Origin of the sequence: Pseudomonas reactans (genome assembly GCF_013387025.1) — a bacterium.
Lineage (GTDB): Bacteria > Pseudomonadota > Gammaproteobacteria > Pseudomonadales > Pseudomonadaceae > Aquipseudomonas > Aquipseudomonas reactans.
Window position 1 is genome coordinate 24,691 of the sequence record NZ_JACAQP010000011.1, and the last position, 18,870, is coordinate 43,560.

Annotated in this window: 18 protein-coding genes and 1 pseudogene; 8 read left to right on the forward strand and 11 right to left on the reverse strand. The window is 63.2% G+C overall.

From position 1 onward, the window contains the following. Positions 1 to 69: 69 nt before the first annotated feature. The 5 genes from HX793_RS14040 to HX793_RS14060 are packed head-to-tail and all read left to right on the forward strand — an operon-like array spanning position 70 to position 4,138. The gene (locus HX793_RS14040; protein WP_016978428.1) at positions 70 to 1,368 is read left to right on the forward strand and encodes an NAD(P)/FAD-dependent oxidoreductase; all 1,299 of its coding nucleotides are present in this window, start codon (positions 70 to 72) and stop codon (positions 1,366 to 1,368) included. Between the two features lie 31 nt (positions 1,369 to 1,399). Continuing rightward, positions 1,400 to 1,765, forward strand: a complete 366-nt coding sequence (locus HX793_RS14045; RefSeq protein WP_177003250.1) for a cupin domain-containing protein — start codon at positions 1,400 to 1,402, stop codon at positions 1,763 to 1,765. 13 nt (positions 1,766 to 1,778) lie between these two features. Beyond that, the gene (locus HX793_RS14050) at positions 1,779 to 2,600 is read left to right on the forward strand and encodes a molybdenum cofactor biosynthesis F family protein (protein ID WP_177095088.1); all 822 of its coding nucleotides are present in this window, start codon (positions 1,779 to 1,781) and stop codon (positions 2,598 to 2,600) included. Further along, positions 2,593 to 3,393 (forward strand): SDR family NAD(P)-dependent oxidoreductase, encoded by an 801-nt coding sequence (locus HX793_RS14055; RefSeq protein WP_177053653.1) that lies wholly within the window; start codon positions 2,593 to 2,595, stop codon positions 3,391 to 3,393. The genes HX793_RS14050 and HX793_RS14055 overlap by 8 nt, the downstream gene beginning before the upstream one ends. Beyond that, positions 3,386 to 4,138: an SDR family oxidoreductase gene (locus tag HX793_RS14060; RefSeq protein WP_438810848.1), complete on the forward strand. Its 753-nt coding sequence runs from the start codon at positions 3,386 to 3,388 to the stop codon at positions 4,136 to 4,138. Before HX793_RS14055 ends, HX793_RS14060 begins: the two co-directional genes overlap by 8 nt. 141 nt (positions 4,139 to 4,279) lie before the next feature. On the opposite strand, the gene feaR is transcribed toward HX793_RS14060, so the two are convergent. From feaR to HX793_RS14075, 3 genes are all read right to left on the reverse strand, one after another. Then, positions 4,280 to 5,221 (reverse strand): transcriptional regulator FeaR, encoded by a 942-nt coding sequence (gene feaR, locus HX793_RS14065; protein WP_177095084.1) that lies wholly within the window; start codon positions 5,219 to 5,221, stop codon positions 4,280 to 4,282. 113 nt (positions 5,222 to 5,334) lie between these two features. Beyond that, entirely contained in the window at positions 5,335 to 5,901 is a 567-nt protein-coding gene (locus HX793_RS14070; protein ID WP_177095082.1) for a DUF3156 family protein, read from the reverse strand. Further along, complete coding sequence (locus HX793_RS14075) at positions 5,864 to 7,363, reverse strand: APC family permease (RefSeq protein WP_177095080.1); 1,500 nt, start codon at positions 7,361 to 7,363, stop codon at positions 5,864 to 5,866. The genes HX793_RS14070 and HX793_RS14075 overlap by 38 nt, the downstream gene beginning before the upstream one ends. 217 nt (positions 7,364 to 7,580) lie before the next feature. Between HX793_RS14075 and HX793_RS14080 the strand changes: the two genes are divergently transcribed. Then, entirely contained in the window at positions 7,581 to 8,903 is a 1,323-nt protein-coding gene (locus tag HX793_RS14080; RefSeq protein WP_177053648.1) for an alginate export family protein, read from the forward strand. 32 nt (positions 8,904 to 8,935) lie between these two features. On the opposite strand, the pseudogene HX793_RS14085 reads toward HX793_RS14080, so the two are convergent. Both HX793_RS14085 and HX793_RS14090 read right to left on the reverse strand, forming a co-directional pair. Then, positions 8,936 to 9,415: pseudogene (locus HX793_RS14085) on the reverse strand (flavin reductase family protein); the annotation flags it as partial. A gap of 57 nt (positions 9,416 to 9,472) precedes the next feature. Then, positions 9,473 to 10,642, reverse strand: coding sequence for a p-hydroxyphenylacetate 3-hydroxylase oxygenase component (locus HX793_RS14090; protein ID WP_028617044.1), 1,170 nt, complete (start codon positions 10,640 to 10,642; stop codon positions 9,473 to 9,475). Positions 10,643 to 10,878: 236 nt separating this feature from the next. On the opposite strand from HX793_RS14090, the gene HX793_RS14095 reads away from it, so the two are divergent. Beyond that, positions 10,879 to 12,366, forward strand: a complete 1,488-nt coding sequence (locus HX793_RS14095; RefSeq protein ID WP_177095078.1) for an aldehyde dehydrogenase family protein — start codon at positions 10,879 to 10,881, stop codon at positions 12,364 to 12,366. A gap of 266 nt (positions 12,367 to 12,632) precedes the next feature. Here the strand turns inward: HX793_RS14095 and HX793_RS14100 are convergent, their stop codons facing one another. Both HX793_RS14100 and HX793_RS14105 read right to left on the reverse strand, forming a co-directional pair. Next, complete coding sequence (locus HX793_RS14100) at positions 12,633 to 13,037, reverse strand: RidA family protein (RefSeq protein WP_177053644.1); 405 nt, start codon at positions 13,035 to 13,037, stop codon at positions 12,633 to 12,635. A gap of 88 nt (positions 13,038 to 13,125) precedes the next feature. Continuing rightward, positions 13,126 to 14,466, reverse strand: coding sequence for a PQQ-dependent sugar dehydrogenase (locus HX793_RS14105; RefSeq protein ID WP_095015576.1), 1,341 nt, complete (start codon positions 14,464 to 14,466; stop codon positions 13,126 to 13,128). Positions 14,467 to 14,734: 268 nt separating this feature from the next. Between HX793_RS14105 and HX793_RS14110 the strand changes: the two genes are divergently transcribed. Further along, positions 14,735 to 15,211, forward strand: a complete 477-nt coding sequence (locus tag HX793_RS14110) for an Sbal_3080 family lipoprotein (protein WP_177095077.1) — start codon at positions 14,735 to 14,737, stop codon at positions 15,209 to 15,211. Here HX793_RS14110 and HX793_RS14115 read toward each other — a convergent pair. From HX793_RS14115 to HX793_RS14130, 4 genes are all read right to left on the reverse strand, one after another. Continuing rightward, on the reverse strand, positions 15,186 to 16,118 hold the full coding sequence (locus HX793_RS14115) for a pyridoxamine 5'-phosphate oxidase family protein (RefSeq protein WP_177053642.1): 933 nt from the start codon (positions 16,116 to 16,118) through the stop codon (positions 15,186 to 15,188). The two genes, HX793_RS14110 and HX793_RS14115, sit on opposite strands and share 26 nt — an antisense overlap. Positions 16,119 to 16,197: 79 nt before the next feature. Beyond that, positions 16,198 to 17,082, reverse strand: a complete 885-nt coding sequence (locus HX793_RS14120) for a LysR family transcriptional regulator (RefSeq protein ID WP_177053641.1) — start codon at positions 17,080 to 17,082, stop codon at positions 16,198 to 16,200. Then, positions 17,082 to 18,002: a LysR family transcriptional regulator gene (locus HX793_RS14125; protein ID WP_177095074.1), complete on the reverse strand. Its 921-nt coding sequence runs from the start codon at positions 18,000 to 18,002 to the stop codon at positions 17,082 to 17,084. Before HX793_RS14125 ends, HX793_RS14120 begins: the two co-directional genes overlap by 1 nt. Before the next feature lie 18 nt (positions 18,003 to 18,020). After that, complete coding sequence (locus tag HX793_RS14130; protein WP_177095072.1) at positions 18,021 to 18,641, reverse strand: glutathione S-transferase family protein; 621 nt, start codon at positions 18,639 to 18,641, stop codon at positions 18,021 to 18,023. Positions 18,642 to 18,870: the final 229 nt, after the last annotated feature.

Genomic DNA, 18,870 nt, shown 5'->3' on the forward strand with positions numbered 1-18,870 from the left:
TCCACCCCGCCAGGGCCCCTAATGGAGGCATCCGCTTTAGAGCCTTCCTTCACCTTTTCAGGCTGCGCCATGATCAACATCGAAACCCCCACGTATTACACCGCCACCAAGAAATACAACCTCAGCTTCCCGACCCTGGAACAGGACATCGACGCCGATGTGGTGGTGATCGGCGGCGGTTTCTCCGGCATCAACACGGCCCTGGAACTGGCGGAAAAAGGCATCACCAATATCGTCGTGCTTGAGGCACGTTACCTGGGCTTTGGCGGCACCGGCCGCAATGGCGGGCAGATCATGGCAGGCATCGGCCATGACCTGGAGAAGATCAAGAAAGACGTCGGCGAAGACGGCCTGCGCCAGGTGTTCGAGATCAGCGACCTGGGCGCCGACATCATCAAGAGCCGCATCGCCAAGTACAACATCGACGCAGACTTCTGCCACGGCTACGGCTACATGGGTTTCAATGCCCGCCAGGAAAAAACCCTGCGCGCCTGGGAAAAGGACTTCAAGTCGATCAACAGCCAGCACGAGATCCGCTTCCTCGGCGGTTCCGACGTGCAGCAGATCATTGGTTCCAAAGCCTACAGCAGCGCCTTGCTGCACATGGGCGGCGGGCACGTGCATTCGCTGAACCTGCTGCTGGGCGAAGCCACCGCACTGGCCAGCCATGGCGTGCGGATTTTCGAGAACAGCCCGGCGTTGGAGGTCAGCTATGGCGAGCGCATCACCGTGCGCACCGGTCGCGGGTCAGTGCGCGCCAGCAAGTTGCTGTGGGCCTGTGACAGTTTCCTCAACAAGCTGGAGCCGGAGCTGCACCGTTCGACCATCAACACCTACGCGTTCCAGATGATGACCGAGCCATTGTCCGAGGAACTGATCCAGCGCATCAGCCCGATTCGCGGGGCCTACAGCGACATCCGCCCAGTGATCGACTACTACCGCGTCACCAACGAGAACCGCCTGCTGTTCGGCGCCGCCACGCCGCTGGTGGAGCATATTCCCGGCGACCTCAAGGCGTGGAACCGCAACCTCATGCTGAAGATCTTCCCCTACCTCAAGGACGTGAAGATCGACCTGGCCTGGGGCGGCCCGATGGCGTGCAGCCCCAACCTGTTCCCCCAGATCGGTACCTTGCCGGGGCGCAGCAACGCGTTTTTCGTGCAGGGCTATTCCGGCTTCGGCGTGACGCCCAGCCACATCATCTGCAAGGTCCTGGCCGAAGGCATGAGCGAAGGCTCGGCGCGCTATGACCTGGTCAGCTCGATTCATCGCCCGACCATCCTCGGCAAGGACGCGATCCGGCCCTTGCTGCTGACGGCGGGCAAATCCTGGCACCAACTGTCCGGTTATTGGAACGGGCGCCGCTAACCCCCTTTTTTCCTCATCAGGAGCAACTGCCATGACCCTCACTACGCTCAAACACAACATCCAGCTGTCGGAACTCGACCCCTGGGGCACCGTGGCCGACCTCGGCTCGCAGATTCTCGAAGGCGAAGTGCGTGCCTTCGGCAAGATGACCTTCGGCGCGCCCACCGACCCGGTCAGCAGCGCCTATTTCGGCACCACCCAGGGCAAGTTCCGCATGGTCTACCCGTTTGCCGAACAGGCCACGGTGGTTACCGGCGAAGTGCTGCTCACCGACGAGTCCACTGGCCAAACCACGCGCTACAAAAGCGGTGATAGCTGGTTCGTGACCAAGGGCACGCCGGTGCTGTGGGAAGTGGTCAGCGAGAGCTTCGTCAAACACTACTTTGCCGTCGTGTAAGGGAGGCGTTGCCATGACGAGTTCTTCTGACTGGATCACCGTCGGCGCGTTGGCCGACGGTTTCGCCCCGGATGCGTTCATCCTGCCCAACCTCGCCGAACTGGCGGGCCAGACCTTCACCCTGCACTTCGCCAACGGCTGGCAGATCGAACACCGCTTCGAGCAAGACCGCCTGGCCTGGCACGCTGCCGACGGCCACTCCAGCGGCAGTGCGGCGTACCGCGCCACTTCGATCCGCCCAGGCCTTTACCTGGTGGATTTCATCAAGCATGAGGCCGGGCAGAGTTGGTCGATCAGCCTGGTACTGGACACGCCGAACGCCTCATTCACTGCGGTGATCGGACGCCTGCCAGACCCGGCCGAGACCCACGAAGGTCTTTATCACCGCGCCCTCGCCGGTAAACCGCTGACCTCGGTCGAAGTCGACTTCCTCCACGGCAGCCTCGACCGCCCATGGCAGGCCGGCCACTGCCTGCATGCACCGACCGACGAACTGGTCGGTCTGCGTAACCAGTACCGCTACAGCCCCAGCGAAGTCTACGAACACATCTACCTCAACGAGCGCTTCTACGCCTGGCAATGCTTGAAGGGCGTAGAGCAAGGCCTGTGCGACACCGACCGCTGCCATTACTACAAGATCGCCGAGCAGCTGTACCTGTTCGTGTGGCAGGAGAAGATCGTGCCGACTCTCGGCCTGGTGCTGATCGACCTGCAGCAGCACCGCAGTGACGGCAAGATCTTCGGTTATGCGGGCGCGTCCTTCGATGCGCTGTCGAACTTCCCCATCAGCTCGTATTGCCAGGTGCTCAACCGCACGGAGTATCCCGATGACTGAGCCGCGCACGGTGGTGATCACCGGCGCCGGCACAGGCATCGGCGCCGCGTGTGCCCGGTTGTATGCCCAAGAAGGTGCACGCCTGGTGCTGATCGGGCGGCGCCGTGAGCCATTGGAACAGGTCGCGCAGGAGACTGGCGGCCTGATCCTGGTGGGCGATGCCGCCTGCCCGCAGACCTGGGACGGGTTTATCCAACAGATCAGCGAGCGTTATGGACGCCTCGATGTACTGCTGGCCTGTGCCGGCGGGCATGGCCTGGGCAGCGCGACCCAGACCAGCCCAGCCACCTGGGAAAGCGCCCTGCGCAGCAACCTGGACAGCGCGTTCTACAGCGCCCGCGCCTGCTTGCCACTGTTGCAGGAAAGCGCGGGGGCTATCGTGCTGATCGGCTCCATCGCCTCCTTGGCGGCGGGGCCCGAGGTGTGCGGCTACACCACGGCCAAGCATGCGTTGCTCGGGCTCAATCGCTCGCTGGCGCGGGACTATGGGCCGCACGGTGTGCGAGTGAACGCGGTGTGCCCCGGCTGGGTGCGCACGCCCATGGCCGACGCGGAAATGCAGCCGTTGATGGACACCTATGGCGACACCTTGCAGCAGGCCTACGACCGGGTCTGCGCCGACGTGCCGCTGCGCCGGGCGGCCAGTGCCGAAGAGATCGCCACGGTGTGTCGCTTCCTGGCGTCCAGTGATGCGTCGATCATTACCGGGGCGACGTTGGTGGCCGATGGCGGTTCCAGCATTGTCGACGTGCCGACCCTGGCGTTCGCGCACTTGGAGAATGCCCATGACTGACCTGGATTTCAGCGGGCAAGTGGTGTTGGTCACCGGCGGTGCCCAGGGGATCGGCCGGGGCATCGTCGAGGCGTTTGCCAGGCGTGGTGCTCGGGTGGTGATTGCCGACCGGCAGCGGGAACAGGCTGAGGCGGTGGCGACTGAGTTGTCCGCGCAGGGCTATCCGGTTGAAGCGGTCGGCGTCGACCTGGCGGAATCAACGGCGGTGTTTGAGTGCGTTCAAAGGCTGCCACGCCTGGATATCCTGGTGCACAACGCCGGGTATTTTCCGCTGACGGCCTTTGAAGACATTACCCCGGACATCCTGCAGCGCACCCTGGCGGTCAACCTGTCGGCGCTGTTCTGGCTGACCCAGGCCGCACTGCCTGCGTTTCGCGAACAGGGCCGGGGCTGTGTGCTGGTGACCTCTTCGGTGACCGGCAACCGCGTCGGTTACCCGGGCCTCAGCCATTACGCGGCGTCCAAGGCCGGGGTCAACGGGTTTATCCGCAATGCGGCGCTGGAACTGGCGCCGTTGAAGGTTCGGGTCAATGGCGTGGAACCGGGCATGATCGCCACACCGGCGATGGGTAACCTGGGTGACGCCGCGCTGAATGACACGATCGCCAGCCGTGTGCCCCTGGGTCGATTGGGCGCAGCAGCGGATATTGCCGGAGCCATGTTGTTCCTGGCATCTGAGCTGGCCAGCTACGTTACCGGGCAGACCTTGGTGGTGGACGGCGGGTCCACTCTGCCAGAAGTCTGAAAATCGATTCAAATGTGGGAGCGGGCTTGCTCGCGAATGCGGTGGATCAGTCAAAGTATGTGCTGACTGGTCTACCGCATTCGCGAGCAAGCCCGCTCCCACATTGGCTATACAACGTTTTTGCCGACCGCGATCCCGTGCTTATGCCCCCACCGCCTGCATCCGGCTCGAACGGAAATCCTTGGGCGACACCTCGAATTGCTTCTTGAACGACCGGCTGAAATGCGCCGAATCGGTAAAGCCCCACTTGTAGGCAATCGAGGTGATCGACTCGCTGCGCAGGAACGGGTTGGTCAAGTCATCCGCACTGCGTTTGAGCCGCGCGCGCTGGATGTAGCGGCAGACGCTGTCGTCCTGCTCTTCGAACAGACGGTACAGGTGACGCACCGAGATATTCAGCCGATTGGCCAGGCCGATCGGGCTGAGGCCAGGCTGGCTCAGGGACTCATCGATGACCTTCTGCACGTAGCTGCGCAGGTTGTTGCCCTGCAACGCTGCCAGACCCTCGCGACACTCGTCGCCCTGCTCAAGCGCCGAGCCGAGCAGCGACACAAAGGCGGTTTGCAGCGCCTCTAATTCACCTGCGCCGTCTTCGGTGTCGTCCTTGCACAGTTGGTCCATCAGCACATGCAGCATGCGCCCGCAGGCCTTGGTCGAGGAGATCTTGCCAAAGGCACGCGCGTCGCCGCCCAGATGCTTGCACACCTGCGGGCGTGATAGTGACAGGGAGGCGTGTTCGATGAGGCCGAAGGGGGTGATTTCGATGGAGCCTACCGAGTCCATCAGCAGCATCTCGCCGGGGGCCAGTTGCAGGGTCTGGCCGTTCTGTACGATCTGTGAGTAGCCGCTGCGCTGGCTGACCAGGAAGCAATCCTGGTCGTTGTCGTGGTCGGCATGGTGCGCCGGGCGTTTGATCAGCCCGGCATTGGTGCGCAGGATCGCGACGCCGCGTGGCAGGTCTTTGATCTCGCCGATGAACAGTGAGCGGTTGAATGCCAGTTCGGTGTCGAAGTAACCGCACGCGGCGCGTAGGTCGCGGGTCCAGGTGTCCAGCCCGTCGTGGGCATGCTGTGGGATGCTCATGGGGTGTCTCCGCAAAGGATTCTTTTTGTTGTTCTGGCGCAATAGTTAACATGTTATCTATATGCACGCAACAACAACCTGTTTGCCCTTTGCAGAAGCACTAATGATGCCAATCAGAGGTTCGACAACACGCGATTCAATCCGGCCAGCGCCGCGAGTAAGTGACTGCGTTGCGCGGGACTCAAGGCGATGTAGCGTCGAAAGGCCGGTAAACGATTGACCACCTCACTGCCGCCCATATGCTCCAGGCGCACGCACCATTGCTGACCTTGCAGCTCGATGCGCAGGCGCTTGAAATCCAGCGGCATCAGCGCCTGGAACACCTCGTCGTCCGCGATCAGGCGCGCCTGCAACTCACGCCCCAATGCCTGATTGCCGGAGCGGCGCCGTACACGAATGCCAGTGCGTCGAATCGCGCCGCCATGGTGCACTTCGAAGCTCGCTGTGCCTCCTGTCGCAGCAGGCACACGCAGAACAAACTCAGTCAACACCAGGTGCATCAACAACTGCGACTCGGTGCGTTCGACGATCTCGAACGCCACGCCGTCCACTTCAAGTGTCGCCAACCCGAGGTTGCGCCGCAGATGTGCCAGGGTCACTCCCGGTCGGTAGCCTGCCGGCGCGCGCTCGGCGCGAAACAGCTCAAACAGTCTTTGCCGCAAAGTCGCCATAACGCTCATCGGCCAGCTCCGGTTGATGACTGAATTCCTTTGCCAATACGTCCTCCACGGCGGCCGGCTTGAAGGGGTTGACCTTTTGCACCACCAGGGTCCAGAACAGCGCGTACGCGGCGGTGCCGCCCAGCATCACGCCAAAGGGTACGTAGATGTCCGCCGGGTTCATGCCCGGTGGCGTGATGAACCACATGCCCAGCAGGATGCCGATGCTCGACACGATCTGTGGCAGTGGGAACCACGGCGAGCGATACGCCCGTGGCAGGTCCGGCCGACGGATGCGCAGGCTCACCACCGAGATCGTCACCAGCAGGTAGGCAAAGCTCCACGCACACACCGCCGCCAGCACCAGGTGCATGATGTTGTCGGTGTTGCCGCCCAGGTACAGCGCGTGCAGGCAAGGAATCAGCATCGCCACCAGGATGCACAGCAGCGGCGTCTTGAAGCGTGGGTGCAGGTAAGTGAAGACTTTGGGCAACGCCCCATCCACCGCCATGCCGTAGAGAATCCGTGGCACGCCGGCCATCAAGGTGTTGATGGTGGCCGCGCCGGCAAACAGGAAGCCGATGCCCAGCCACAGCGGACCGATTTGGCCCATCACTTGTTCGGCGAATTTGGGGATGGCCATGGGTGTGTCCAGCAGGTGCACGCCGGAGGCGGCATCGAGTACCACGTTTTCTACTTGGCGTTTCATCGCTGCGCCGTAGATGAACATGCACGTGGCCACGCCCATCAGCCCCAACATCATGGCGCGCGGCATCACCTTGGCCGATTGGCGCAGGTCTGGCGCCAGCGGTGTGACGAATTCGCAGCCGACAAACATGAACATCGCCATGCCCACCAACGACAGCACGGTGATCAGGTCGGTGCCCACCAGCGACTCACCGAACCAGCCATCCAACTGCACGGCGGGCGCGGCGATCAGGCCCAGCACACCGAACACCATCAGGGTGGTCCACATGCCGAAGGTGAGGATGATTTCCGCGCGGCCAAACGCGCTGACACCAAACGCGTTCAGCACACCAAAGACAATCACGAAGCCGACGCCCAGCAGCCACGAACCGCCGGCCGACTCGGCCAAGGTGTTGAGGTGTTCGAAGTTCACCAGGGCCATGACCCCGGACAGGATGGTTTCGGCGGTGCCGGCGAACACATGCACGATCAGGTAGGCCGACAAGGTGCCGGTGATCGCGAAAAACCGCCCCATGCCGCAGTTGATGTAGTCGTACACCGAGCCGGTGGTGGGCAGGATTGAGGCGGCCTCGGCGAAGGTGGTGGCCTGGGCCAGCATCATCACCACGGCGATCAGCATCGCCAGGGCAAACGCACTGCCGCCGATGCCAAAGCCCATGGTGGCGGTGAGAATCACCGGGCTGGCCATGATCAGGCCAATGGTGCTGGCCAAGGCGGTGGGGAAACCTACCGTGCCTCGGTTGAGGTGCGCGGTGAGTCGGTCGTTGATCGACATGATGGGGTCCTCGAAAGCGGTTTTTTTTAATGTGTCAGCACTCTGCGCCCCACTCGAGTTGATCGTCTTGCCCCTGTCTGCCGCCGGTTTTGTTGCTCCCTGCCACAGCGTAGGGCGTGGCGGCCTGGGTCAATTCCCTGGCACGCAGAGAAAAGACTTCGCCCTCCGCGCTCGCCCTAATGCGCCCTCACTCTTAACCAAGATGGGGACAATAACAATGGAGCACACACTGAAAAATCGCCGCCTGCGCCAGGCGGTCGGCCTGGGTATTGCGCTGCTGATGGGCCAGGCCCAGGCCATCGAGTTGTATGCCGATGCCGACACCAGGGTCACCGGCAACTTCCTCGCCGTCTATGGGATGTTCAACAGCCCGAAGAACTACGATGGGCGCAGCGGCGGTTCCACCTGGCGTGAGGCCTTTATCAAATACGGCCTGAGCGTGGACCAGAGCCTCGGCGCCTTGGGCGGCGTGTATGGCACGGCCAACCTGGTGAGTTCCGGCACCTGGGGCGATGGCGATGCGTCCGGGGTGACCACAGGCAAGGAGCGCACCACCAAGTTTGACGAAGCCTTTGCCGGCTGGCGCTCCGGCGATCTGTTCCCAGCCTTGGGCAAGGACGGCGTGGACCTGTCGTTCGGCCGCCAAATCATCATGCTGGGCGACGGTTTCCTGATCAATGATGACGGCCCCAACCTCGGCAAGGGCATGGGCGATGGGGAATTCAACCGTGGCGGCGCCTACTACATCGCCGCGCGTCATGCGTTCGACAAGACCGCCGTGATCCGCCTGGGCGGCAAGGACGGCGTGCATGGCAGCCTGATGTGGATCAAGTCCGACAACCCCGCCCAGGCCATGACCGAAATGGCCGCCGGCACCCTGGAATACAGCGCCGCACCGGGCACCCTCGGGCTCACCTACATTCACGGCATCGACGTGGACGAGCGCTTCGCCAGCGACGTGCAGCGCCAACGCAAGGGCATGAACCTCTATAGCCTGCGCGGCGCGGGCAATGCCGGCATCGACAACGCGCACTTCGCCTTTGAACTGGCCCGCCAGGACCGCCGCGACAGCCAGCAGAATGCCGGTTACGCCGAAGCCGGCTACACCTTTGCCGACCTGCCCTGGTCGCCGGACCTGACCTACCGCTACGCGCGCTATTCAAAGAACTGGGACGCAATGTTCGCAGGCTTCAACCGGGGCTACGGCACCTGGGTGCAGGGTGAAGTGGCGGGCAACTACTCGGGCCCCTACAACACCAACACCTCAGTGGAGCACGTGGGCTTCAAGGTCAAGCCGCTGGAAAATCTTACCCTCGGCGCGTTGTTCTTCGACTACAACACAGTCAGCACCCGCGGCCAACTCAACCTGGATGGCCGCGAGCTGGACCTGTACGCCGAGTGGGCGGTGAACGAGCACCTGATCATCACGCCGCTGCTGGGCCTGTATAAACCCAACAAGGATGCCGAGACCGGCGGCAATCAGGTCGGTGGCAACGGCACCAACGTGTACAGTCAGTTGGTGGTCGCCGTGCCATTCTGAACCGCTTGGGGCGCGCACGGACGCAGCGCCTGGACCTCGGCATAAGCGCCCTGGTGGTACAACAGCGGCGCACGCCCGAAGTCATCAAACGCAACCACCTTGCCAATCATGATCCAGTGGTCGCCGCCGTCCACCTGCTGGTATTTCTCGCAGTGGAACCGCGCCGAGCAATCGGCGAATACCGGCGAGCCACCCTCCCCCGGCTCGTACTCGATCAGGGCGAAGCGATCCTCACGCGGGCGCGCAAAGTTGTTGGACAGGTGCACCTGGTCGGCCGCCAGTACATTCACTGCAAAATGGCTGGCCTCCTCGAACACCTCGTGGCTGTTGGAGCGTTTATCGATGCTCCACAGCACCAGCGGCGGGTCGAGGGACACCGAGTTGAAACTGTTGGCGGTCACGCCCACCTTGCGCCCGGACGCGGTGGCGGCGGTGACCACGGTCACGCCGGTGGCGAAGTTGCCGAGGGCGCGGCGAAAGGCCCGTGGGTCGAAAAGGCGGCTGTCAGACATGCAAGACTCCCGGACGCCGTCGAACGGGCGCCCTGATTGTTGTGGGGGAAGACGGCGTCACACCATGCTCGGGTCCGGCTCCAGGCCCATCAGCTCACGGCCGAGGATCTGCGCGCAGACGTCGTAGTCGGTGTAGGCATGGGCGCCGGTCATGTGGGAATCGCGGAACAGGCGCTGCATTTCGTTGTGTTCGAACCAGGCATTGCCACCGGCGGCGGCGAACAGCCGGTCCACGGCTTCGATGCACATTTTGGTGGCGTAGGCCTGGTTGGTGCGCCAGAACGCCAGGGTTTCACGGCTCGGGTAGCGGTGCGCGGCGCTGTGTTCGGCGTGGTCCTGCCAGGTCTTTTCGAGGAATGCGCGAGCGGCCGCCACTTGGTGGGTGGATTCGGCCAGGCGCATCAACGCAGGCGTGGCCGCGCCGACAGCGGCACCGGTGTAGGCGCGAACGCGGTTTTTGGTTTTTTCGCGGAACACCTCCAACATGCGCTCGGCCACGCCGAGGCTGACGGTGGAAAATCCACTGGCAAAATACGGCCGGTACGGCGCGTAGAAAATCTGGCTGTCCGGATAGAGGCCAAAGCCAGCCGACTTGCCTTCCATCATGTCCTTGGCTTTCTGGATACGATGCTCGGGCACCCAGGCATTATCGATGACCAGGGTCTTGGTGCCGCTGCCCTTCATGCCGGCAGCGAACCAATCGTCACGGATCTGGTAGTCACTGCGCGGCAGCACGGCGAAGCAGTAATCCTGGCCGCCTTCGGCGTTCTGCCGACGGCAGCCGACAATCGCCCACTCGCCATGGTCACAGCCGCTGCTCCAGCCCATTTCACCACTGAAGTGCACACCGCCCTCGCCCTCCACCACCCGGCCAAACGGCGCAATACTGCTGCTGGCGGTGGCGTGCGGGTTTTCGCCCCAGATCTCCTGCTGTAACTGCGCCGAAAACAGCGCCAGTTGGTGGCTGTGGGTGCACAGCAAGCTCATGGCCCAGGCGGTGCTGGCGCAACTGCCGGCAAGCAAGGCGATGCAGTCGGCGAACTCGGGCAGCGACAGCTCCAGCCCACCAAAGGCCTTGGGTTGAAAGGCGCGGTGCAGGCCGATGCTTTTGAGCAAGGCGATGTTTTCATCCGGCACCTGGCGCTGCTGCTCGGCCCGCGTGGCATTCGCGGCAATCAGCGGCAGGAGGGGCTTGAGGTCTTCAAGGAGCGGGTTTGGCTTTTTCATGGACGGCCCTGCTTATTATTGGAAGTCCGGCGGGCGCTCCGGGTTGAGGAACGGCGCCTGATGCAGGGCCAGTATCGATGGGGGCGCGCAGGTGGAAAATGCACGTTCCACAGGCAAGGTTGTACTTTTCATGGGCGTGGCAGCCACAGACATCTCGCGCGGCAGGCAGAGTCAAGCCATGGTCCAGTGGCTTGGTTACCCTCAGGCTTTCCTTTGTGAACTGCCAGGAACCTGCCATGAGTGATATCCCGCTGTTGCCCCAAGTCGAAGCCTTTCTGCGTCGGCCCCATGGGTTATTCATCGACGGCGTGAACGTGCGCAGCCATTCCAGCCAGACCCTGGCCGTGACCAACCCGGCGACCGGTGAGGTGATCGCCCAGGTGGTCGATGCAGACCTGGCGGATATCGACGCGGCAGTGGATTCCGCCAACCGTGGCTTCCAGCTCTGGTCCCAGGCGTTACCCGCGACACGTGGCAACGTACTGCTCAAGCTCGCGGACTTGCTGGAACGCAACCGCGAAGAGCTGGCGCAGATTGAAACCTGCCAGTCCGGCAAGATCATCCAGATTGCCCGCGCGTTCGAAGTCGACCAGGCCGCGCACTTCCTGCGTTACTACGCGGGCTGGGCGACCAAGCTCAGCGGCCAGACCCTGACCCCGTCGCTACCCTCGTTCAACGGCGAGCGTTACACCGCGTTCACCCTGCGTGAACCGGTGGGCGTGGTGGTGGGCATCGTGCCGTGGAATTTCTCCACCATGATCGCCATCTGGAAACTTGCCTCGGCACTGGTGACCGGCTGCAGCATCATCATCAAGCCCAGCGAGTTCACGCCGCTGACCCTTCTGCGCATCGCTGAACTGGCCGTCGAAGCCGGGTTGCCAGCCGGTGTGCTTAACGTGCTCACCGGCGGCGGACATGTCGGCAAAGGCCTGGTGGAACATCCTGGCACCCACAAAGTGTCCTTCACCGGCTCCGTGCCGACGGGCATCGCTGTCGGCCGCAGCGCCATGGGCGCCGGCCTCACCCGTGCGACCCTGGAACTGGGCGGCAAGAATGCCGCCGGTTTCCTGCGCGATGTGGACGTGGACAAGGCGGTAGACGGCATCATCGAAGCGGGCTTTTTGCACTCCGGGCAAATCTGCGCGGCGGCCGAGCGGTTCTTCGTGCATCGTTCGCAAATGGACGCTGTGTTGGACAGGCTCAGCCAGCGCCTCAGTCGCCTCACCATCGGCTCGCCACTGGATGAGCGCACCGAATTCGGCCCGGTCACCCACCACCAGCACCAACTCAAATTGCTCGGTTACTTCAGCCAGGCCCACGCCGAAAACAACACGATCATCCATGGTGGCACCCTGCTTGACCGTCCCGGCTGCTACGTCGAACCCACGGTGATCCTTGCCAACAGCATCAACGACACCCTGCTCAACGAAGAGACCTTCGGCCCCATCGCCACCTTCCTGCCCTACGACAGCGAAGACGAACTGCTCGCCCTGATGAACAACGGCCCCTACGGCCTTAGCGCCAGCCTGTGGACCAACGACCTGGGCAAGGCCCTGCGCATGGTGCCGGCGATCCAGGCCGGCACCGTCTGGGTGAACATGCACACACTGCTCGACCCGGCGGTGCCGTTTGGCGGCAGCAGGTCGTCGGGGGTGGGAAGGGAGTTTGGCAGTGCGTTCATCGAGGATTACACCGAGCTGAAGTCGGTGATGATTCGGTACTGAGGGTGCGGATAACGACCATGACTTCTGTGGCGAGCGGGTTTGTTGTGGTGAACGAGCTTTCTGTGGCGAGCGGGCTTGCCCCGCGTTGGGCTGCGAAGCGGCCCTTGGTTCGGAAGAATGCGGTGTATCAGGTAATCCTCGGCGCCTGGTTTTAGGGCCGCTTCGCGCCCCAACGCGGGGCAAGCCCGCTCGCCACAACAAGCCCCCTCACCACAACAAGCTCGCTAGCCACAGAAAGCTTACCTGCCCCACCGTCTGATGTGTACTCACGCCTGCGGAATCACCGCTTCCGCCTCGATCTCGATCAACCACTCCGGCAACGACAACCCGCTGACGATAATCCACGAAGACGGCGGCGGGTTGTGCGGGAAGCGCTGGCGCAGCGCCTGCGCGATCGGCTCCTGCTGGTCGCGGGCGGACTCGGCGATGTACAGCCGCAGCATGATCACATGGGACAGATCACCGCCGACTTCGGCCAGCACCTTGTGGATATTGTCCAGCGCAGCGGCGGTCTGCTCGGCCATGCCTGGGCCGACCGTGCGCTCTTGCGCATCCACCCCCACCTGGCCGGACAGCATGATGCGCCGACCCTGTGGCACCTCAAGCGCCTGGCTGAAGCCGTATTGCAGGGAGTTGAATACCGTCGTGGGATTGATGACCTTTCGTTGCATGACGCTTCCTTGTTGTCGGTAGGAAAACAAGGCTAACCCAACGGCATCGTTCAATCTGGCAGTTCAACATCCCGCAACATATCGGGGGTCAGGGCTTGCGCTGTGTCACCCGCCACACTTTGTTCCCCACATCATCCGCCACCAGCAACGCGCCCTGCTCGTCCAGGGTCACACCCACCGGCCGACCTTGCGCTTCGCCTTCGGCATTGAGAAAACCGGTGAGGAAGTCGACCGGTGCACCCGACGGCTTGCCCTCCTTGAACGGGATAAATACCACCTTGTAGCCCGCTTGCGGGTTGCGGTTCCAAGAGCCGTGTTCACCGACAAACACTCCATCGGCAAAGGCAGCCGGCATGCCGCGCGCATCGGAAAAGGTCAGGCCCAGCGGTGCGACGTGAGTACCCAGGGCGTAGTCCGGCGCGATGGCCTGGGCCACCTTGTCCGGGCGTGGCGGTTGGACGCGCACATCGACGTGGCTGCCGTAGTAGCTCCACGGCCAGCCGTAGAACGCGCCGTCCTGCACCGAGGTGAGGTAATCGGGCACCAGGTCGCTGCCGATTTCGTCGCGTTCGTTGACCACCGTCCACAGTTGGGTAGAACCCGGTTTCCACGCCAGGCCGTTGGGGTTGCGCAAGCCGCTGGCGAACAGGCGTTTCTCACCGCTGGCCACGTCCAGTTCCCAGATGGCCGCACGTCCCTCCTCTGCGTCGAGGCCGTTTTCGCCGACGTTGCTGTTGGACCCCACCGTCACATACAGCCGGGTGCCTTCGGGGTTGGCCAGCAGGTTTTTGGTCCAGTGATGGTTGATGCCGGCCGGCAGGTCGGTGACCTTGACCGGAGTGGCGTCGATGTGGGTCTGGCCTGGGGTGTAAGGCACCTTGACCACCGCGTCGGCATTGGCGATATACAAGTCGTTGCCCACCAGCGCCATGCCGAACGGCGACATCAGGCCGCTCAGGAACTCGGTCCGCACTTCGGCATGCCCATCGTGATCAGCATCACGCAGCAAGGTGATGCGATTGGCGCTCGGTGTATCCGCGCCGACACGCCCCATCACCACACCCATCGCCGTGCGCCGTGCCCAGGCGATCACACCCGTGCCGCCGTCGGTGGCGCCTTCGGGCATGGGCGGGTGATTGCTTTCAGCGACCAGCACATCACCGTTGGGCAGGGTGTAGACCCAGCGCGGGTGATCGAGGTTGTCGGCCAGGGCTGTGACGGTGAAACCCTGCGGCGCAGTGGGTTGCACGCCGTCGGGCCAGCCCACGGCCTTGGAGACCTTGAGCGTGGGGATCAAGGAAGTACTGGGTTCGGGCAGTTGCGGCGAAGGGCCGACACCGGCTTGGAACGGTAATTTGGACGCTTCGCCACAGGCGCTGAGAACAGCGGCGGCGGCAATCAGGAGCGCAAGGCGGCTCGGTACATTCATGGTGCAAACCTCGGGGCAGAAACCTGAGGGAGTATTGCCCTATAACGCGCGGGTAGCCACCGGCCGTGGCGCAATTGAATGTTAACCGTGGGGCACGAATGGCATCGAAGTCTCTCTTTTGTCGGACTGCTTGGGGCCGCTTCGCGACACAACGGGACGGTTCGACAAGCCAGCTCCCAACACATGATCCCTTGCGTCTGAAATGCTGCGCTCGCCATCAGACCTTCACTGCTATCATCAAGCCACTACTGAAGATATGGACGTCGCTATGCGCCTGATAACAGCTCCCGCTTGTTTGCTGGCAGCCTTAACCCTGGCTGGCTGCAGCATCAAGCAAACCGTCACGCCGGTTGCCTTCAGCGGCGCCCAGGCGCCTGAGATCTGCATGATCCCCGCCGAAGGCTTGCGTGCCGGGTTCAATGCCACCTACACCGCGCAGTTGCGCAGCAAAGGCTTCCAGACTCGTGAGCTGCGGCCCGGCACCCCACCGGCCAGTTGCGCCCTATCGACGACCTACATTGGTCAATGGAGCTGGGACCTGGCGCTGTACATGAGCTATGCCGATATCCAGGTGTTTGAAAATGGCCGCCAGGTGGGCAAGGCGCTGTATGACTCGACCTCGGGTGGCGCTCGAATGGGCAAGTTTATCGATGCACAAAGCAAGATCATCGAGATGACCAACCAGTTGTTCCCGAATACCTCCTATGGTCCGGGACTGCCTACCAACTCCCCATCGCCAGACTGAACGGCGAAAACTCCGCGAACTGCCACCGCAACGCCAACGCCGCCGGGCGGCGCACCACCTGTTCCACCGTCACCGTCCACAGTCGCTGGGCGCCCTCGAACAGCGCCACTTGCGGGCCGTCCAGAATCAACGTGGTGCGCCCCGTCACTTGCAGCACGTCCCCCGATTCAAAGTCGATGAACAACAACCCCGCCACCGGGTTGGCTTGCAGGTTGCCCAGGGTGGCGAAAAACAGGTTGCCGGCAAAGTCGGGGATGGTCAGTACATTGCCTTCGACCCGCACAAAACCCGTGTTGCCGCCTCGATGAGAAACGTCCACCGAACGTTGGCCGTCCAGCTCGACGTAGCTGGCGACGAACAACGTGTCGGCGTTGCGGATCAGGGTTTGGGCGGCAGCGTCCAGGTCGTTGAAGCGCTCGACCGCCGTGCCGGGTTTACGGGCGATGCCATCGACCGGGCGCAGTTGGATGTACTTGGGGCAATTGCCAAAGGTGTGCACCACGTCGACCGAAAAGCCGTCGTGATCGAGTGCACCCACACGGCCGTTCATACGATTGCGACGCCGGGTGTTGAGGTCGATGCCCAACAGGCCGACGGCTGCTCCCTCATGCAGGGCGTTGCGGGCCGGGTCGGCCGCGGACGGCAGGCTGTCGATCTGCAGGGTCTGCGGGTCCGGCGAGTGGGCAAAGCCTGGCGCGCCTTCGATCATCGTCGCCCAAGGGAGGCCCTGCTCGTCCACCGCGCCCAGCACCAGGTAAGGCAACAAAGGGTAGAAATCCCGGTGCTGTTCCGGCAGGTGATCGCGGATCACCTTCGGCCCGACCACGGCCATGCGGTCGGCCACGCCCACCACCTCTTGTATGTGCCGTTCGCCGGCATGCCAGGGAGATTGTTCGATCAGGTTCATGGCGAGCACCTCAGGTTGGATGTGTCGATGCTGCGCCCTGCCAGCCGGCGTGAGAATCACCACACCAGGTAATCCACTATTACGCCAGCTGAAATGCCGGGTGTTCGCGCAGCGCCATGACGCAGTGGTCGACAAAGCTGCGCACACGCATCGGTGCGTTGCGACCTTCGCGGTACACCACCTGCACCGGCAGTGGCGGCAGTTCAAAATCCGGTAATACGCGACGCAGTTGCCCGCTCAGCAAGTGTTCGTGCACCGGATAACTCAGGCAACGAATCAACCCCGCGCCTTGCACCGCCGCATTGATCGCACCCTGTACCGTGGCGCAGCCCAGACGGGCACGGGCCTTGAGTTGATAGCCCTGGAAATCCCAATGCACCTGATCGGCGCTGGCGATCAGCCGGTGCTGCTTGAGGTCGTCCGGGTGTTGGGGCTCGCCGTGAGCTGCAAGATAGTCGGGGCTGGCGCAGAGAATATGCCGCACCTGCCCCAGCGGCCGGGCGATCAATGACGAGTCGGGCAGTTCACCGACGAGGATGGCGACGTCGAGCCCTTCTTCGTGCAGGTTCGGGTAATAGTCGTGGTAGCTGACGACCAGGTTCACCTCGGGGTAGCGGTCCAAGTAGTCGGCCAGGACCGGCGCCATCACATAACGGCTGAACAGGAACGGCAAAAACACCCGCAGATTGCCCTGGGCCTGCACATGCAGCCCCTTGGCCGAGGCTTCGGCGGCGTCCACCGCAGCGAGCAGGCGTACGCAGTCCGCCAGGTAGGCGCTGCCGGCGTCGGTAAGGCTCACGCCACGCGTGCTGCGCGCCAGCAACGGCACGCGCAAACGCGCCTCCAGGCGGGCAATCGCGCGTACCAGGGTCGGGCCGGAGACCTGTGCGTCGCGCGCCGCCGACGCCAGGCTCGGCTGCCCGGCCAGCGCGGCGAACAACTGCATATCGCGATAACGCTCCATCAGCTGCGCCGTTTCATCGCCGGGTTCAGGGCGGCGTCCTGGCCCAGGCGATGGGTAAGGAAGTCGACAAAGGTGTTGATCTTGGCCGGCACCCGGCCGCTCTTATGGAACACCACCTGGATCGGCAGCGGCGCCGACTCATAGGCTTGGAGGATAATTTCCAACTCTCCCGCCGCCACCGCGGCTGCGACCTGATAGGACAACACCCGCGTCATGCCCCAGCCCAGGCGCGCCAGGTTGATGGCCGCATTGTTCGCCGTGACCACCAGACGTGGCTCGATGGTTACAGTCAAGGGTTGGCCGCCGTCCACAAATTCCCAGCCGCTCACCAATGAACTGGACGACGACGTGGCGATCTTGGCCTCACGCAACTGCGACGGATGCGTAGGCCGCCCGTGCTGTTCGAGGTACGCCGGCGATGCGCAGACCACCCGGCGCACTTCGCCGACCTTGATCGCCTGCTGCCCCGGTTCATGCAAGTGACCGATACGCACCGCCACGTCCACACCTTCGTCGATCATGTTGACCACACGATCGACCAACAAGGCGTTGATATTCACCAAGGGGAACCGGTCCAGGTACTCCCCCAGCACCGGCGCCACATACAACTCGCCAAACAACACCGGCGCAGTCACCGTCAAATGGCCGCAGGGGATGGAATAACTGCCCGCCGCCGCTTCCTCGGCTTCATCGAGTTCCGCCAGGATGCGCCGGCAATCTTCCAGGTAACGCTGGCCGGCTTCGGTGAGGTGCAAGCTGCGGGTGGTACGCGCCAGCAATTGGGTGCCGATGCGTTCCTCCATAGCGGCGATGGCGCGGGTCACGCTGGGTGGCGAGGTTTTCAGACGGCGCGCGGCAGCGGCAAAGCCCTCCTCCTCGGCCACCGCCAGGAATACCTGCATTTCATGAAATCGGTCCATCGGCGCGCCTCTAGAAAGTTACTGCGACTGCAAGCCTACCGCCGTGCGCGGCATGCCCACGAACCCCGGCAATGCCTCGATGCTGGCGAGCCAGGCGCGCACATGAGGGTAGTCGGTCAGCGCCACATTGCCTTCCGGCGCGTGGGCGGTGTAGGTGTAGAAGGCCACATCGGCAATGGTCGGCTGCTCACTGGCCAGGAAGCGGCTTTGGCCCAGCTGCGTTTCCATCAGTTTCAGCAACGCGTGGGACCGGCTGATTGCGGCGGCGGTGTCCACCTGGGCACCAAACACCAGGGCAAGGCGTGCAGCCGCAGGCCCAGCGTGCAGTTGGCCGGCAGCGGTCGACAGCCAACGCTGCACACGGGCCTGGCCCACCGGGTCGCTCGGCAACCACTGGCCGTTGCCGTAGGTGTTCGCCAGGTAGACCAGGATCGCATTCGAGTCCGCCAGTACCACACCGTTGTCATCGATGGCCGGCACCTGGCCGAACGGGTTGATGGCGGCAATGAAGTCGGGCGCCTTGTGGGCGGCTTGCTTGAGGTCCACCAACACATAGTCCGTGGGCAGGCCGAGCAGCGACAGCATCAGCTCGACGCGGTGGCTGTGGCCGGACAACGGGAAACCGTAGAGTTTGATCATGAGGGGCTCCAATAAAGTGGGGTATCAACGCCCCGCATGTTCCGCCGCTGCCCCAGCCGTTGGAATCACCAGGATTTACAATCCAGCATTTCACCCCATGAAACAATCACCCGACAGGCAAAAGGGGGACAGGTTCTCGCCGTGATCATCAAGCACCCCGGAGCGACTGGAGCGCAGGCAAGAGTCTGTCTACGCTCTGCACCGAGTGGAGCAAGGAATCGTTCCAGTC

Excerpts from the sequence above, each read along its gene's own strand:
- HX793_RS14040 (WP_016978428.1), top strand. The coding sequence starts at position 70 with ATGATCAACATCGAAACCCCCACGTATTACACCGCCACCAAGAAATAC.
- HX793_RS14045 (WP_177003250.1), top strand. The coding sequence starts at position 1,400 with ATGACCCTCACTACGCTCAAACACAACATCCAGCTGTCGGAACTCGAC.
- HX793_RS14050 (WP_177095088.1), top strand. The coding sequence starts at position 1,779 with ATGACGAGTTCTTCTGACTGGATCACCGTCGGCGCGTTGGCCGACGGT.
- HX793_RS14055 (WP_177053653.1), top strand. The coding sequence starts at position 2,593 with ATGACTGAGCCGCGCACGGTGGTGATCACCGGCGCCGGCACAGGCATC.
- HX793_RS14060 (WP_438810848.1), top strand. The coding sequence starts at position 3,386 with ATGACTGACCTGGATTTCAGCGGGCAAGTGGTGTTGGTCACCGGCGGT.
- feaR (WP_177095084.1), bottom strand. The coding sequence starts at position 5,221 with ATGAGCATCCCACAGCATGCCCACGACGGGCTGGACACCTGGACCCGC.
- HX793_RS14070 (WP_177095082.1), bottom strand. The coding sequence starts at position 5,901 with ATGAGCGTTATGGCGACTTTGCGGCAAAGACTGTTTGAGCTGTTTCGC.
- HX793_RS14075 (WP_177095080.1), bottom strand. The coding sequence starts at position 7,363 with ATGTCGATCAACGACCGACTCACCGCGCACCTCAACCGAGGCACGGTA.
- HX793_RS14080 (WP_177053648.1), top strand. The coding sequence starts at position 7,581 with ATGGAGCACACACTGAAAAATCGCCGCCTGCGCCAGGCGGTCGGCCTG.
- HX793_RS14090 (WP_028617044.1), bottom strand. The coding sequence starts at position 10,642 with ATGAAAAAGCCAAACCCGCTCCTTGAAGACCTCAAGCCCCTCCTGCCG.
- HX793_RS14095 (WP_177095078.1), top strand. The coding sequence starts at position 10,879 with ATGAGTGATATCCCGCTGTTGCCCCAAGTCGAAGCCTTTCTGCGTCGG.
- HX793_RS14100 (WP_177053644.1), bottom strand. The coding sequence starts at position 13,037 with ATGCAACGAAAGGTCATCAATCCCACGACGGTATTCAACTCCCTGCAA.
- HX793_RS14105 (WP_095015576.1), bottom strand. The coding sequence starts at position 14,466 with ATGAATGTACCGAGCCGCCTTGCGCTCCTGATTGCCGCCGCCGCTGTT.
- HX793_RS14110 (WP_177095077.1), top strand. The coding sequence starts at position 14,735 with ATGCGCCTGATAACAGCTCCCGCTTGTTTGCTGGCAGCCTTAACCCTG.
- HX793_RS14115 (WP_177053642.1), bottom strand. The coding sequence starts at position 16,118 with ATGAACCTGATCGAACAATCTCCCTGGCATGCCGGCGAACGGCACATA.
- HX793_RS14120 (WP_177053641.1), bottom strand. The coding sequence starts at position 17,082 with ATGGAGCGTTATCGCGATATGCAGTTGTTCGCCGCGCTGGCCGGGCAG.
- HX793_RS14125 (WP_177095074.1), bottom strand. The coding sequence starts at position 18,002 with ATGGACCGATTTCATGAAATGCAGGTATTCCTGGCGGTGGCCGAGGAG.
- HX793_RS14130 (WP_177095072.1), bottom strand. The coding sequence starts at position 18,641 with ATGATCAAACTCTACGGTTTCCCGTTGTCCGGCCACAGCCACCGCGTC.